18 protein-coding genes, 1 tRNA gene and 1 pseudogene are annotated in these 13,438 nt (G+C 51.0%); 16 read left to right on the forward strand and 4 right to left on the reverse strand.

The features are described 5' to 3' along the window. Nucleotides 1–7: 7 nt before the first annotated feature. From OGM81_05680 to mobC, 8 genes and pseudogenes are all read left to right on the forward strand, one after another. On the forward strand, nucleotides 8–259 hold the full coding sequence (locus tag OGM81_05680) for a DUF4315 family protein (GenBank protein ID UYJ44620.1): 252 nt from the start codon (nucleotides 8–10) through the stop codon (nucleotides 257–259). Continuing rightward, on the forward strand, nucleotides 256–978 hold the full coding sequence (locus tag OGM81_05685) for a DUF4366 domain-containing protein (GenBank protein ID UYJ44621.1): 723 nt from the start codon (nucleotides 256–258) through the stop codon (nucleotides 976–978). The genes OGM81_05680 and OGM81_05685 overlap by 4 nt, the downstream gene beginning before the upstream one ends. Further along, nucleotides 975–1,159, forward strand: a pseudogene (locus OGM81_05690) (hypothetical protein). The gene OGM81_05685 and the pseudogene OGM81_05690 overlap by 4 nt, the downstream one beginning before the upstream one ends. Then, nucleotides 1,149–1,499 carry a cysteine-rich VLP domain-containing protein gene (locus OGM81_05695; GenBank protein ID UYJ44622.1) on the forward strand — a complete coding sequence of 117 codons (351 nt, stop codon included), beginning with the start codon at nucleotides 1,149–1,151 and terminating at the stop codon, nucleotides 1,497–1,499. The pseudogene OGM81_05690 and the gene OGM81_05695 overlap by 11 nt, the downstream one beginning before the upstream one ends. Nucleotides 1,500–1,673: 174 nt before the next feature. Continuing rightward, nucleotides 1,674–2,630 (forward strand): hypothetical protein, encoded by a 957-nt coding sequence (locus tag OGM81_05700; protein ID UYJ44623.1) that lies wholly within the window; start codon nucleotides 1,674–1,676, stop codon nucleotides 2,628–2,630. A gap of 9 nt (nucleotides 2,631–2,639) precedes the next feature. Further along, nucleotides 2,640–3,203 carry a hypothetical protein gene (locus OGM81_05705; protein ID UYJ44624.1) on the forward strand — a complete coding sequence of 188 codons (564 nt, stop codon included), beginning with the start codon at nucleotides 2,640–2,642 and terminating at the stop codon, nucleotides 3,201–3,203. A 26-nt stretch (nucleotides 3,204–3,229) separates the two neighbouring features. Next, nucleotides 3,230–3,403, forward strand: coding sequence for a DUF4316 domain-containing protein (locus tag OGM81_05710; protein ID UYJ44625.1), 174 nt, complete (start codon nucleotides 3,230–3,232; stop codon nucleotides 3,401–3,403). Further along, nucleotides 3,400–3,744: a plasmid mobilization relaxosome protein MobC gene (mobC, locus tag OGM81_05715; GenBank protein UYJ44626.1), complete on the forward strand. Its 345-nt coding sequence runs from the start codon at nucleotides 3,400–3,402 to the stop codon at nucleotides 3,742–3,744. The genes OGM81_05710 and mobC overlap by 4 nt, the downstream gene beginning before the upstream one ends. 58 nt (nucleotides 3,745–3,802) lie before the next feature. Here the strand turns inward: mobC and OGM81_05720 are convergent, their stop codons facing one another. Continuing rightward, nucleotides 3,803–4,972, reverse strand: a complete 1,170-nt coding sequence (locus tag OGM81_05720; GenBank protein ID UYJ44627.1) for a DUF262 domain-containing protein — start codon at nucleotides 4,970–4,972, stop codon at nucleotides 3,803–3,805. A 260-nt stretch (nucleotides 4,973–5,232) separates the two neighbouring features. Here OGM81_05720 and OGM81_05725 point away from each other — a divergent pair, with 260 nt between their 5' ends. Next, nucleotides 5,233–6,597 (forward strand): relaxase/mobilization nuclease domain-containing protein, encoded by a 1,365-nt coding sequence (locus tag OGM81_05725; GenBank protein UYJ44628.1) that lies wholly within the window; start codon nucleotides 5,233–5,235, stop codon nucleotides 6,595–6,597. 285 nt (nucleotides 6,598–6,882) lie between these two features. Here OGM81_05725 and OGM81_05730 read toward each other — a convergent pair whose 3' ends face one another. Beyond that, complete coding sequence (locus tag OGM81_05730) at nucleotides 6,883–7,242, reverse strand: helix-turn-helix transcriptional regulator (GenBank protein ID UYJ44629.1); 360 nt, start codon at nucleotides 7,240–7,242, stop codon at nucleotides 6,883–6,885. Nucleotides 7,243–7,409: 167 nt separating this feature from the next. Between OGM81_05730 and OGM81_05735 the strand changes: the two genes are divergently transcribed. From OGM81_05735 to OGM81_05765, 7 genes are all read left to right on the forward strand, one after another. After that, entirely contained in the window at nucleotides 7,410–7,616 is a 207-nt protein-coding gene (locus tag OGM81_05735; GenBank protein ID UYJ44630.1) for a helix-turn-helix transcriptional regulator, read from the forward strand. Then, nucleotides 7,613–8,071, forward strand: coding sequence for a hypothetical protein (locus OGM81_05740; GenBank protein ID UYJ44631.1), 459 nt, complete (start codon nucleotides 7,613–7,615; stop codon nucleotides 8,069–8,071). Before OGM81_05735 ends, OGM81_05740 begins: the two co-directional genes overlap by 4 nt. Nucleotides 8,072–8,206: 135 nt before the next feature. Continuing rightward, on the forward strand, nucleotides 8,207–8,380 hold the full coding sequence (locus tag OGM81_05745) for a cysteine-rich KTR domain-containing protein (protein UYJ44632.1): 174 nt from the start codon (nucleotides 8,207–8,209) through the stop codon (nucleotides 8,378–8,380). Nucleotides 8,381–8,891: 511 nt separating this feature from the next. Then, nucleotides 8,892–9,314: a sigma-70 family RNA polymerase sigma factor gene (locus OGM81_05750; GenBank protein UYJ44633.1), complete on the forward strand. Its 423-nt coding sequence runs from the start codon at nucleotides 8,892–8,894 to the stop codon at nucleotides 9,312–9,314. Between the two features lie 445 nt (nucleotides 9,315–9,759). Beyond that, nucleotides 9,760–9,903, forward strand: a complete 144-nt coding sequence (locus tag OGM81_05755) for a hypothetical protein (GenBank protein ID UYJ44634.1) — start codon at nucleotides 9,760–9,762, stop codon at nucleotides 9,901–9,903. Between the two features lie 92 nt (nucleotides 9,904–9,995). Continuing rightward, a complete protein-coding gene (locus tag OGM81_05760) occupies nucleotides 9,996–11,540 on the forward strand; it encodes a recombinase family protein (protein ID UYJ44635.1) in 1,545 nt (514 codons plus the stop codon). 48 nt (nucleotides 11,541–11,588) lie between these two features. Beyond that, nucleotides 11,589–11,861 (forward strand): hypothetical protein, encoded by a 273-nt coding sequence (locus OGM81_05765; GenBank protein UYJ44636.1) that lies wholly within the window; start codon nucleotides 11,589–11,591, stop codon nucleotides 11,859–11,861. A 57-nt stretch (nucleotides 11,862–11,918) separates the two neighbouring features. On the opposite strand, the gene OGM81_05770 is transcribed toward OGM81_05765, so the two are convergent. Both OGM81_05770 and OGM81_05775 read right to left on the reverse strand, forming a co-directional pair. Continuing rightward, nucleotides 11,919–11,995: transfer RNA gene (locus tag OGM81_05770), tRNA-Arg, on the reverse strand. 327 nt (nucleotides 11,996–12,322) lie between these two features. Beyond that, entirely contained in the window at nucleotides 12,323–13,423 is a 1,101-nt protein-coding gene (locus OGM81_05775; protein UYJ44637.1) for a DUF2971 domain-containing protein, read from the reverse strand. Nucleotides 13,424–13,438: the final 15 nt, after the last annotated feature.

Here is a 13,438-nt window from a genome sequence, read left to right on the forward strand (position 1 = left end):
GGTTTTTATGGCTATCTCCAAAAGCGCAAAAATTCAGGCTGAGATCGAAAAGGTCACGGCCAAGATCAACGAGCAGCAGGCACGGCTTAAAGAATTGGAGCAGAAGAAGCTGGAAGCGGAAAACAGCGAGATCGTGGAGATCGTGCGCGGTATGAGTATCTCCCTTGCCGATCTGCCGCTGGTGCTTCAGCAGCTCCGGGGCGGTGCTTCTGGTCACGGTGGCCAGAAGCCAACGGAACAGACGGAGGTGACGGAATGAAAAAACTGCGGCTTTTGCTGATGACGCTTTGTGTGACCGTCCTCATGGGTAGTATGGCGGTCACGGCCTACGCCGGGGGCGGTGAGGAATGGGATGGGCTTGACCAGGTGGAGCCGCTGCCCACCGAAACCGTTGACCCCGGCGATGGCTTCACCGAGGACGGCAACCTTGTGACCCGTGACCTGCTCTACGGTAAGGCCACCAACAAGCAGTTCATCACGGTGCAGACCAGCGGCGGCAATACCTTTTACATTGTCATCGACTACGATAAGCCCACCGACGAGGATGGTGAGCAGTACCAAACCTATTTCTTGAACATGGTGGACGAGGCCGACCTGTTGGCGGCGATACAGGCGGCGGGCGGTGAGCTGCCGGAGTGCTCCTGCTCCGATAAATGCGCCGTGGGGGCTATCAACACGGATTGTACCGTCTGCGCCGTGAACATGAGCGAGTGCCAGGGCAAGGCCCCGGAGCCTGCGCCCGTGGTAGAGCCGGAGCCTGACCCCGAGCCGGAGCAGCCCAAGGCCACGGGCAACGTCGGTATGCTTCTGCTGGCGCTGGCCGTGGTGGTCGTTGGCGGCGTGGCTGGCTGGTATTTCAAGATCTATCGTCCCAAAAAGCAGCAGGCCGCCGACGCTGCGGAGGACTACGGCGACGATTACGACGATACCCCGCCTTGGGAGGACGAGGACGAAACGGAAAGTGAGGGAGAGGAATGAGATTTACCAACAGCCCCTATGAGGACTTTATGAAAAAAAAAGCTACTTTAAGGGTGCTCCGCCCAACCTGCCGCCCAAAGGCTCCCGCTGCGACGGCTGCTCCTACTGGCGTGGGATCGGCTGCGTGTTCTGCTACCGGGAACAGCTCAAGCCCAAGACAGGGGGCAAACATGAGCCGTGAACTGACTCGGCAGGAAAGGGCGGCGATCCGCAAGCTGGTGACAAAGTGGTGCGCCAACTACGATAAAGACTATGGCTGCCTGCCACTGGACTGTCCCTGCTATATGCTGGGCAAGTGCTGGACGGGCGCTTATTGCCGCTATTTCCGCACGGCGGTGCTGCCCCTTGATCCCGTACTGGAAAGGTCACTGACCGTGGAGCGTATCACGGAAACCCGGCCTTGCCCGGTGTGCGGCAGGGCTTTTCTCCCAGATGGGCGGCAGCGGTATTGCTCCCCGGCCTGTGCCGGGACTGCCCTGCGGGAACAAAAGCGGGCGTATATGCGCCGCAAACGGAGGTAGTGCGTGGAAAAATAGCCCCGAAAAACGCCTGCATTTACAAGGCTTTTCCGGGGCGCTTTTGGGGTGGGCGGTATGTTTTCCCGCCCGCCACTGTTTTCGCAGAAATGCTTTCCACATCCAAGTGCCGTGGCTTTGGGACATTTTGTCCCAAAGTCCCGGCTGAAAGGAGGACTTATGCCTAAATATTATGAGATCAGCGAGGCGTCGGCAAAGCGGGCAAAGGACATGAACAGCTATTCCGACTATGCCACCGGCTCGGCCACGGCGGGCTACCGGGCGATGGTGGATGAAGCCTATGCGCTGGCAGAGAAGCAGAAAGCGCAGGTCAATCCCATGTACCATGATAAGATTGATGCCCTTGTTGACCGCTACACCCGCAGGCTGGCGGAAAATCTTAATGAGCGCAACGCCATTGACGCCCGTGTTCCGTCCATTCTGATCACCGGGGGCGGCAATTTCCCCGTGGCGAAAAAGGCCATGCAGAACGCCGCCCGGGATCGCAACTACGGCGAGTACGCCGAAATTGAAAAGCTGCTGGACAAAATCCGCTCCACAGGCCGGGGCGGTATCAGCGCCGACGATGACCTCGCCGTGGAAAAGCTCACAAAAAAGCTGGAGGGGATGGAGTCCCAGCAGGCCACGATGAAGGCGGTCAATGCCTACTACCGCAAGCACAAGACGTTGGAGGGCTGCCCCGAGCTGACGGCGGAGCAGGTGGAAAAGGTCAAGGCGTCCATGTCCCAAGACTGGCGCAAAGACCCCGTTCCGTTTCCGTCCTATCTGCTCACCAACAATAACGCCAATATCCGCCGTGTGCGCCAGCGCATTGAGGAGTTGAGCCATAAGGCGGAGTTTGTCGGCTGGACATTCCCCGGCGGTGAGGCCAAGGTCAACGAGGCGGAGAACCGTTTGCAGCTCATTTTTGAGGAAAGGCCGGATGCCGATACCCGGCAGGCGCTCAAAAGCGAGGGCTTCAAATGGGCACCCAGCCAAGGGGCATGGCAGCGGCAGCTCAATCAGAACGCCATCCGTGCCGCCGCAAGGCTGGACTTCCTGCGCCCGGAGGACGGCAAAAGCCCCTATCAGCTCCAGCCCTTTGCAAAACGGGCGGAAAAGGATGTATCACGGTGAGGAGGGTATATGGACAAAAACCAAGGCTATGAGATCATCAAGGCCGTCATGCTGGAAAACGGCAGGGGCTTTGCACTGGGGTATCATCCAACTGCGCCCTCGCCCTATTTCACATGGGCTTGCTATGATGACAAGGACGGCCAGCGGCAGTATGAATGGGGGCATTATGGCAGCGACCGTGCCGCTCTGGAACAGGATTTTGCGGCGCGGGTGCAGGAGTACCAGCGCCTTTACAATGTCGGTGTCAAGCAGACCGAGGCTCCCGGCCTTTACAAGTATTATTCTACTCAGCGCCCCGTGGACATTGGGACATTCCCCAAGCCGCCCCGCAACGCCCCGGATGAGATCGTCAACTATGATCAGCGCGTTCTGGTTGAAAATGGGTCGTTTCTGGCGTGGGGACATTTGACCTACACACGGCCATTGACCAAGCGGCAGGCGTCTGACTATGAGCTGCGGCCTGCGCCCGACAATCCCGACAGGCCCCGCCCGATCCGGGAGCAGATGAAAACCGCCGCAAAGCTGGCCGAGGCTGACCGGGGGGCAATCCGTCCCCAAGAAAAATGCCCCTGACCGGGGCGACAGATAGGAGGATATTTATGGAGCAGGAACATAATCCCAACAAGAACGCCGAGCTTGCGGTGGAGCAGAATGGGAACATGATCGACGGCATCATCAACAATCTGCCTGTGCTGCCCCCGGAGGAAAAGCCGCTGGACAAGGTGCGGGAACACCCGCCCAAGCGCCGCAGCCGGGAGCGTGAGGAGCGTTGACAAAAAAGCGGCGGCGTTCTGTCCATCTTCATGTGATGGTGACACCGGAGGAGCAGGCGTTGATCGCTGACCGTATGGCCGAGGCCGGGATCTCCAACATGGGAGCCTATATGCGGAAAATGGCTTTGAATGGCTATGTGCTCCATGTTGATCTCTCGGACATCCGGGAGCTGGTGGCCTTGCAGCGGCGGTGTGCCAACAACCTAAACCAAGTGGCCGTCCATGCCAACACCTACGGCATCTATCCCTCGGAGATCGCGGCGCTCCAAAAGGACTATGCCGACCTTTGGGAGCCGCTGTCCGAACTGTTGAAAAAGCTGTCGGCGGTGGTGAGCCTATGACCTGCTGGGGAACGGCGCAAGACCGTTCCCCAGCTTTCTTTTGAAACAATTCTTCTAATCACATACACTTCTGCTCAATAAGCGAGTTGAAAATATCACGACGCTCGGTATTAGATTTGTTGGTAAAATCTACGGAGTCGTACCATTTTATCAAGAACTCCCTTGTGCTATCGTCAATGTCAAACCCATTAAATACAAAGTACCCGATGAGATAATTGATATAATCAATCCGATCCGGTTTCTTTAACTCGTTACTGTCCATGAAATCCAACACGGTATCTAATGCCTCTAAAGTCAAAGAAAAACATTTGGTTAATTCCGCTGGCTTTAAATTGCAGAGTTGATTCTCTTTGGTGTCAGAAGGAATAGGAGCATAATTGTTAGAATGAGAGCGTCCTGTGATTTTTTCATAAGCAGGATTAAGTGCCGCAATAGGATAAGATACAGTCGTTTTTTGAGGGGTAAAGAAGTCCTCAAAACCAACTTCTACCAACTTGCTTCGGAAAAGATTAGTGTACTGTGTGTAGATATCAATACCATGAGCTTTGAGTTTAGAGAAACGCATTTGAATAATACTAACTCGGCTACCAGCATTATTCAAAACCTCAAACCATTCGATTTGTTCATCTTCTGACAAATCTTCGGCAGAATTAATGGTGTAGTTATAGTTTTTTATTTTGCTTTTAATCTGTAAAAGTAAGCTCATGATTTCAGGGGCTCGGAGTGCAGATCTCTTCTGCACATATTCAAAAAGTAGCGCATCATCTTTGTGAAGAAGAACTCCTGCTGGAATTTGATTGTTCCGAATTGCACCTTGCACCTCAGTGAAAACTCCCTTTCCCAAGTCCAGAACAATATTCCTGAAATCCTCGTGGTTGACATATGCCTTATAATTTGTTGTTAGGCGTTGCTGACCATCAACAACAGAATACTGCCCACGCTCCACATTATCCAGTAGTTCTCGGTCAATAAATGAGACCTGCGGCACACAATCCTGTGCATTTAAAATAACATTTATGGAAATTGGTGATACGGGAGCTTTACCTAGCAACTGGTAATTAAGCAATGCAATTGATTTTGCAATAGTCCAGCTGAGGTCTCTTTGATATAGAGGCAGGGAAATCGACTGGTTATCAATTTTCTGACACATATCCACAATTGACATTTGGTGGCTCTTTTTGGTCGGATTAAAGGAAGCTGCTTTGACTAATTCTTTGCTGATTCTCATAATGTCACTCCTTTTGTAGTAGCTGCTTAAATTAGCAGCTATATTGTTTTTTGCTAATTATATCAAAAATAAGAAAAAAGTCAATAGCTGCTCTTTGGCTCGGCACCATTAGTATCAATTGAGAGTAGGAATCGATTTAAAACATTCAATGCGGCGGCTGACAGTAGCCGCCGCTTGTCATATCGGAAGGAGGGCTGCCTACGGCCACGACCTACTACAAGAAGCACAAAATCAGCAAGGGCGAAACCATCGCGCAGTCCTTGAAAGAGCGGTTTGACTACGGGCAAAACCCGGACAAGACCGAGGGCGGCGAATTGATTTCCTCCTATGAGTGCGACTACATGACCGCTGATGCGGAGTTCCTGCTCTCCAAGGCCAAGTACAAAGCCGCCACAGGCCGGGAGCAGCGGCGGGACGCGGATGTGCTTTGCTATCAGATCCGCCAGTCATTCAAGCCCGGGGAGATCACGCCGGAGGAGGCAAACCGCATCGGCTATGAAACGGCGATGCGCTGGACAAAGGGCAATTACGCCTTTTTCGTTGCCACCCACACAGACAAGGCACACATCCACAATCACATTTATTATAACTCAACCTCGCTGGACTGCACCCGGAAGTTCCGGGACTTTATCGGCTCTGGCCGTGCGGTACGGCGGCTCTCTGACCGCATTTGTCTTGAAAATGATCTGTCCGTCATCACCAACCCCAAGCTGCACAGCAAGGGGCGCTTTCTCCATTACGGGGCATGGCTGGGGACGGAGCGGCAGCCCCCATACAAGGAGCAGCTACGGCTTGCCATCAATGAAGCTCTTGCTAAACGCCCCGCCGATTTTGATGCTTTCCTCCGGCTCATGGAGGCGTCCGGCTACACAGTCAAGCATGGGCGCGGCGGTACGATCTCTTTTCTTGTTCCGGGGCAGGAGCGGGCGACCCGGCTGCGGGCATCCACCCTCGGGGACAGCTACGATCCCGAGAACATCAAGGCCGTCATCGCCGGGGAGCGCCCGATCCCGGAACAGCCTGTTTCTGTACCTGCGCCCTCTCGCCGTGTCAATCTGATCGTGGATATACAGGAGCGCCTGCGCTCCGGCAAGGGTGCGGCCTATGCACGGTGGGCAAAGGTCTATAACCTTAAACAGATGGCGGCGACGCTTCAATTCATGCAGGAGCAGAATATCACCAAGTATGACCAGCTCTCCGCAAAGGCCGAGAACGCCGTTTCCCGTTTTCACGCTCTGACCGAGCAGCTCCGGCGGACGGAGGCTGACCTGTCCGCAACATCCGAGCTAATGGGAGCCGTAGTGCGGTACGCCAAGACCCGCCCCGTCTTTGATGGGTACAATGATGCCAAGTACAGCCGAAAATACCTTGCCGAGCATGAGGCGGAGTTGGCGGACTACCGGGCGGCCAAGGCCACAATGGGAGAGCTGCTGGGCGGTGAGAAGCTGCCCAAGATGGCAGAGCTAAAAGAAAAACGCCGCCAACTGGCGGCGCGGAAAAAGGCACTCTATACCGAGTACCGCTCGGCGCAGGAGGAAATGCGGCAGGCCGTGGCGGTCAAGGCCAACATTGACCATCTGCTGGGCGTCACGGACGGCCAGCGCAAAAAGGAACAGGAGCGATAGCGCACGGTGACGCAGACAAATTACTTTGGGCATGGGGTGCCCCGCAAAGTCGCAAGACTTTGTGGGGAGAGGAGGCACAACGGAGCGGGCGGATTTTGGGACATTTTGTCCCAAAGTAGCATAGCGGAGTTTGTGCTGACGAGTCCCAAAGCCGGGTTTGGGGAGGCTCCCCAACAAGCATTTTTGCAGCCCGCCGGGATGCAAAAATAGCAAGTGTGGCTACACTTGCCCTGCTTGCCGTTGTGCGTGCCCACAAAAGTGTGAAAAAACGGAGGCGGCGTTTTTTCACACTTCCTCCGCTTCCTTGGCGTCTTTCAACGCCTTTATGGTGGCTTCAATTACCCGCAAATCCTTTTCGCCCAGCGAGTTCAGCATCACATCAATGCGCTTGCGGCAACTGTTTTCCGGGTATTTCTCAGGAAAGAAAAACTGATCCACAGAAATATCAAACATTGTCATCATCTGATAAAAGGCATTAAGGCTGGGATACTGGCCGTTGTTCTCGTTATACATGATCGTGCGCGGGGTACGGTCAATGACAAAGGCCAGATCCTCCTGTGTCATTCCCTTGGCTTCACGCCCCCGCTTGATAGCAAGCCCTATTGGGGTAAAATCCAATCGTCGCTCATCACGCTGAAATTTCATAACATCACCTAATGTAATTTTACATTTCAGGTCTTACTATTTGAACGAATTTATTTTTCATGTATAGTACTTTTTAATTTCTTAGAAGTAAGGTTTACTTGACATATCTTTTGAGATGTGGTATAACTATCGTGTCAGGTTAGCTTGACACGATAGGAGGCGCTATTTTGAAGAACAAACTAAAAGAAATGCGTGAGGCCAAAGGGTTGACGCAAAAAGAGGTAGGAGAAAAGGTAGGTGTTTCTCGACAGGCAATCAATGCTATTGAAACAGGGAAGTTCGATCCGTCAATTTGGCTGGCGTATGATCTTTCAAAATTATTTGATACGACCATTGAAGATTTTTTCGATTTCGAAGGGAGCGAGAGAAAATGAAGTTAATGAAAAATCCGTATATCAATGCCGCCGTTATCGCAATCCTATCCGTGTTCTATGCGGCGGTATTTATTATAACAAGCGGTCACATTGAGTTTCAAAGCATACTCGATCATAGCCAGACTTTGAATAGCACATTTTGGAATGGCTGGTCTACTTTTTTACAGCAAGGTCATCTCAAATATATTGGCTATGGCTATATTCTTGTTGCGCTCTGCATACTTGCATTATCATTCATTCGGGGAAAGAACTATGACGAGTATCAAGTCGGTATCTTGACAACGAGTTTTATCGCAACAGGTATTGTACTTCTACTCTTGTTCCCTATAGCTCTTTTGTTGGTAATGAGTGACCCGAACTATGCGGTTGAAACGCTAATGTTTCTTGTGGTTATTCATTGGTCTGTCTTTCTACTTGTCAACCTAATCTATTCGATCAAATGGTGCAAGGGGTAACTATGAAAAACAAGAAGATTGTTCCAAGCGTGATCATTACGGTTTTGTGCGTCATAACTTTGTTGTTAATTATCCGTGTTTTTAACATCTCAATACTGATGTCGGAATAGTTTTTCATCGAATAGAGGTGGAGCATTGGAAAAAGAAAAATGGATATTATGCCCGATCTGCAACAACAAGACCCGGATCAAGGTACGCCTCCAAACGGTGCTTGAATATTTCCCACTATTCTGTCCCAAATGCAAGCAGGAAACAATAATCAGCGTCAAGCAATTTCATACATCCGTTATCAAAGAGCCAGACGCATAGACGCAGAGCCGATAACCCGTAGCCAACAGGCACACGGTTTATCGGCTCTTTTCTTTTGATGGTAACTGCGCTGGCATACACAACAAGACCGTTTTGTTCGGCCTTGCGGCGCGAAGCGGCGGTTTTGAAATATTGTATTTCAAGCCGCCGTTTTCCTTTTGAAAAAAGGATCAACGGAGGGTGTGTTAAAGTCGCCCTTTTTTAAGGATACGGCGGTGTCCGAGGAGGTATCGCTGTGTCCGTTTTGCTTTTTCTCAGCACTCATGATTTGCACCAGCTAAAAAAAGCATAGCCCCTCCATCGGAGCAGTCCGGCTTTGAAAGTGAAACTAAACATCATGTAATACGAATTTTATTTGCTTGCGTCCGCATAGCGTCATGCTGTGCGGGCGTTTTTATATGCCTGCACCTGCGGACAATTTGTCCCAAAGCAGCCAGCCCCGGCTGCCGATCCCCGCCGTTTCTCCGTTCTGTTCACCCACTCACACATGAACTGAATGGAGGAAATACAAATGACGACCATCAATCTGAAAGACTTTTACCCTTGGTACACCACCGATGAATATATCCAAGCTCCCGATGAAGTGGCCGCCGAGCTGCGGGCGGACAAGCTGTACGAGGCCGCCTACCAGCGCCGGATTGTCCGCAACAAGGCGCAGTTTTCCCTCGACTGTGATGATGGGATCGAATACTCGGCTTGCCTGTCCGAGCCCACCCCGCAGGAGCTGGTAGAGCGCATGGAGCGTTTCTGCGATCTCTGGAACGCCCTCAACACCCTGCCGGAGATCCAGGGCCGCCGTGTGGATGCCTGTATCATTCTCGGCAAGAGCTATCGTGAGGTAGCGGAGGCCGAGGGAGTACACAAAAGTTCTGTGCAGGAGTCTGTTCGCTCCGGCTTGGAAAATATGAGAAAGTATTTGAAAAAAGTTTGGTAAGATACCCCGCCATTTGAATGTTTTTTGTCCTTGGTATATGAGAGGAGTTGATCCTCTCCACAACTGAATAGCGGTGGCCCCAGCTCTGCCGGGGAGCCGCGCGACGGGTACGCTGTGACTTCTCCCACAGGAGGATGAGCGATCCATACCATCGCCGCAAGTGGGGCATCGCCACCCCACGGCCATGATCCGGCGTGGACAGGCTGGCTGCCTGTCCCTCCGGGTCGCCGCACCCCAGCGGGAGCGCCATGCCGAGTATTGCTGTCTTATGACGGGCCAAGGAAATGTGCGTGGCGCTCCCGACTACCTTGGGACAACTTGTCCCGAGGAGGTGGAGAAAGACGAAAGGCCAGCGCTCTTTACGGGCGCTGGCTTTTCCTGTTTCCCCAAGGGACAACGGGAATACGGATCGCAGATTGTTTTACTGTCACGAAAGGAGTGCGCTATGGCCGAAGCAACTTGCCGAGAAGAATATACATACCAAGTCGGAAAAATCACATTCATTGTCACGCCTGTCTACAAAGACGAGGGCGAACCTATGCGTGACATTCTTTTGAAACTGATGTTGGCTGATTTAGAGCCGGCATAACTGCTCCATCGACATCCTTAACATGGGCGGTCGGCAGAGGTATAATATAAATAGGATAAAACCTCTTGCTTGACTGCGGGAAGGAGGATATTTTGAAACAGTCAAGTAAGAAAATCACCCTCGGCACAGCCGCTCTTTACTGCCGCTTGAGCCGTGACGATAACATGGACAACGAGTCCAATAGCATCAGCAATCAAAAAAAGATACTGCAAAAGGCCGCCAAGGACAAGGGATATTCGGACACGATCTTTTTCGTGGATGACGGAATCACCGGCACTACCATGAAGCGTCCCGGTTTTCAGAAAATGATAACCGCAATCGAAGCTGGGTACATCTCGGCAGTGTTCGTCAAAGACCTGTCCCGGCTGGGCCGCAACTACATCGAGGTCGGCAAGCTGACCGAGGAGTTTTTCCCGCTCCATGATGTGCGGCTGGTGGCTGTTTCGGATGGCGTGGATAGTGACGAGGGCGAGGATGACTTCACCCCGTTCAAAAACATCATGAACGAATACTACGCCAAGGACATTTCCAAGAAGCGCCGGATCGTCAACAAAATGAAAGGCAACGCTGGTATTCCGCTGTCACCGCCACCCTATGGCTACATCAAAAATCCGGACGATCCCCGCTTTTGGGTGGTCGATCCCGAGGCTGCCGATGTGGTGCGCCGTATCTACCGCATGGCTCTGGAGGGTTACGGGCTGGCTGAAACCGCCGCCGCTCTCGGTGCTGATGGTATCGTCAACCCTACCTATTACTGGCGCAGCAAGGGTACAAGCCGGGGCGGCTCCAAAAGTACCTTGGAGCCTACCAAGTGGGGCCACACCACAATCAAGAAAATCCTTACCACACAGGAGTATTGTGGCGATGTGATCAACTTCAAAAGCTACTCCAAATCCTACAAGATGAAAAAGCGGATCGAAAACCCGGAGGAAAACCGGGCGATCTTCCTCAATGTTCACGAGGCCATCATTGATCGGCCTACTTGGGAAAAGGTACAGGCGCTGAAATCCGGGACACGGCGCAAGCGCCCTACCGTCACCCAAGAGCCAAGCGTTTTTTCCGGCGTGATGAAGTGTCCCGAGTGCGGCGGCAATTTGAACTTCCACTTTAATCAGAATAACCACGACATCAAGTTTTTCAGTTGCCAAAACCATAATTCGGGGCTGCGTAAATGCTCGTCCACTCACTATATCCGGCTGGACTTCTTGGAGCAGGTCGTTCTCTACGAGGTGCATCGGCTGGCCTGTTTCGCCAACGAGTACGAAAACGACTTTATCAAGGCTATGGTGGGACGCTCGGCAAAGGTGGCCGAAAATGAGCGGGTACGCAAAAAGCGGGAGCTGGATGCGCTGCTGGCCCGTGACCGGGAATTGGATGCGCTCTTTGAACGGCTGTATGAGGACAATGTTTCCGGCAAGATTGACGATGCCCGGTTTGCGAAAATGGCAAAGCGCTATGAACAGGAGCAGGGTGAAAACGCCGGGCGCATTAAGACTCTGCGGCTGGAAGTGAAAAAGCTGGACGAAAAGCGGATGGATGTGGATGACTTTTTGGAAACGGTACGCCGTTATACGGACGCCACCAAAATCACCAAGCGCAGATGGAGCTCTCCTAGCGATTTATGCACACGCCTTTGACAAAAATAAGCGTGAGGCACAGCAAAAGCTCGGAAAGGCGATTGGATTATGAGAAAAATCAAGCTGACCCGCGCCAATAAAATTATTTTGCTGAAAGCGCTGGGCGATTACTATTATCGGCAGAGAGCCATGAACACAGATTGGCGTGAAACTGGATATTTGATACTCAAAGTGGATTCTCTCCCAACCGATAAAAAAGCAGCTTTCACCAGCGAGGAAGTCCACCTTGCAAGAACAGCCGTAAATCAGCTGCAAAACAAGAAAATTCAACAGGGGCAGTACACAGACGCAACCGATGATATGCTGTTGAAGCTGATTTAAAGCGGAAATAGAGCAAACAAAAAATCACCTTGCAAACTACATTGCAAGGTGATTTTTTGGTGCGCCTGAAGGGATTCGAACCCCCGGCACCTGGCGTCGGAGGCCAGTGCTCTATCCAGCTGAGCTACAGACGCAGATGTATGAAAAATCGTTTTTCAGCGGTTCTCAACGTATGAAATTATAGGGAAAATCGGTCAAAAATCAAGTAGTGGTCAATTCGTGGTCTGACTACCGTTGACCACCGCGGTTTTGCGAGCGTAAACAACGGTACATCGAACAAAAACGGCAATGAAATATGCTCTGTCGCAGTAGTCGGAGAACTACGACGCGGCACATAACTCGATGATATATAGTAATTTTTTGTTGGTTCTGCATCACTCTGGCACACTTATCACAAGCAATATAAAACAATGTGTCAACGATAAAAACTGACCGCAGACAGCCAAAAACACTGCCGGTGGTCAGTTGGTAGTCAACGGCCAGACTTTTTCAGCGCCGTCTGGTGAAAATACGCATCGTGGCTTTAGGTGATAATTTCTCGAGTTTGCATTAACAAGCGTTTTATAGACAGGAATTCTTTTTTCTCTTGCAATGTCCAAAAGCAAGCGCGCATATATAGGAGAAATCTTTCTACCAAGATAGATAGCACTCGCTTTTTTCTTTACAAATGTGTGTTCTTCTGAAAGTAGCGCGGGTGTTGCGAAAGTCCCCATAAGGCGCCATTCATGCTCGGATTTCCACTCTGTGGATTTATGTATCATTATTTTGATGGGTGCAAGCATATCGGGGCACGGAAGGATTTTAGCTGCATCAAGTATGTTTCCCTGACTGGAAAATGTCTTAAAATAGTCGTTTACAAGAGAACATATTAAAAGCCATTCGGCATAAGGCGTTGCGTCGTAACGCCTTGATTGGTAAATAATTGGGAACAATTCACATCGAGTGGGCAACTCACTGTTTCCTTCACCTACAGAATCAACACATGGAAAACCTCGAAAGTTATATCCAATGGAAAATCCTGTACTTGAGGATGCATAATGTCCCCACATATTTGCAGATGTAATCGTATCAGAGAAACAGGCGAATTTTAATGTATTTTGCGTTAAAACCGAAATTTTCGGAGAGTATGCTTTAATAGCATTTTGAGAAAATGCTTCAAAGTGTCGTAAATAAGTTTCCATATCCTTTGCAGTAATATGCGCAACGGATTCTCTCATCTGGCAAAGAACTTCACGCGGGAAAAAGCGTTGTACTACCTGCGGAAGTTCTTCCCAAGAAACTTTTCCCGAAGTGAACCGTGAAAATTCGTTTATAGCCTGTAAAACGTGCGCGGTGATTTTTGCTTTATCAAAATACAGCAACGCATCATAATCATCATTCATGACATTTCCCTTGGAAAGCCAGATTTTATCATCCCAAAGGGCTTGAAGAGAAAGTTCATTGCAGGAACGATAGCGAAATAGCATTGGCGGAATCATCGATTGAATGCCGTCCAATAGGGGGTTATACAGACGATTATATTCCTCATTCGAAAGATTGCCTTGAAGTGCGGTATCATTCATCAGCTTCGCGTATTC

This window comes from Oscillospiraceae bacterium (assembly GCA_025758045.1).
Lineage (GTDB): Bacteria > Bacillota > Clostridia > Oscillospirales > Ruminococcaceae > Gemmiger.